1 protein-coding gene is annotated in these 1,114 nt (G+C 32.0%); it reads left to right on the top strand.

Annotation, left to right across the window (positions count from 1 at the left end; all coding sequences use genetic code 11):
• On the top strand, positions 1 to 1,114 hold a 1,114-nt coding region (locus tag IQ244_RS32240), incomplete at both ends, for an IS701 family transposase (RefSeq protein ID WP_228059315.1).

Here is a 1,114-nt window from a genome sequence, read left to right on the forward strand (position 1 = left end):
TATATTTAAAGAAGTGAGAAATTATGAGTGTTTCAAATATTTGCACTTAGGAATAATCTCGCCAATCAAAAGAAAATCATTACCAGAGATAGCTAAAGTAGTAAGTATAAACGCAGCACAGTCATTACACCATTTTCTAGCTAATTCAGATTGGTCAGTAAATAAATTAAAACAACGAAGATTAAGGAGGCTTAAGAAAGTCTTAAATGGAAATGTAATAACAGTAGTAATAGATGAAACAGGAGATAGGAAAAAGGGTAAAAAGACTGATTATGTAGCTAGACAATATTTAGGGAGTATAGGAAAAATTGACAATGGAATAGTTTCAGTAAATGCGTATGGAGTTTACTCTAATATAACTGTTCCCTTAAGTGTAAAAATATTCAAACCAAAAGGGACGTTAAAAGCAGAGGATAAATATAAAACTAAAATAGAGTTGGCGTCAGAAATGATTACAGAGCTAATTGAATCAGGGTTTAATATTGAATTAGTATTGGCTGATAGTTTATATGGTGAAAGTAGCCGATTTATTAGAAAGATAGCTGAATACAACTTAGCTTACGTTGTATCAATTAGAAGTAATCATGGAGTCTGGTTACCAGCAGGACAAAGTGTTAGGGCGAATAAGTGGTGTAAATTTGAAAGAACATTTAGCAATCAAAAATCAGAACCTAGATACATTAGGGAAATAATTTATGGTAAAAAAAGAGCTGTAACTTACTGGGAAATAACTCCCGACCCAGAAACCATGCCAGAGAATTATACTTCTTTTGTGATGAAAAATATTCAAGGTAATCTCAAGAAAACTTTAGGCGACTTATATGGATTAAGAACCTGGGTAGAATATGCGTTCCGACAGTGTAAACAGGAACTAGGTTGGACAGATTATCGTTTTACAGATTTCCAACATATCGAGAAGTGGTGGGAAATTATTTTCTGTGCTTACACTATGATTAGGTTAAATTCTCCAGAATTTTTATGTTTAAATAAATCTCTTAAAATTGAGACTGAGGTACAAAAAAATAGTGTTGTTGATTTTTCTAATCATAAACAATGGAATCATGAATGCGGATGGAAGAATACTTTAAATAATTGGCGTCTCATTATCCAACCA

It is taken from the genome of Nostoc sp. LEGE 06077 (assembly GCF_015207705.1).
GTDB lineage: Bacteria > Cyanobacteriota > Cyanobacteriia > Cyanobacteriales > Nostocaceae > Nostoc_B.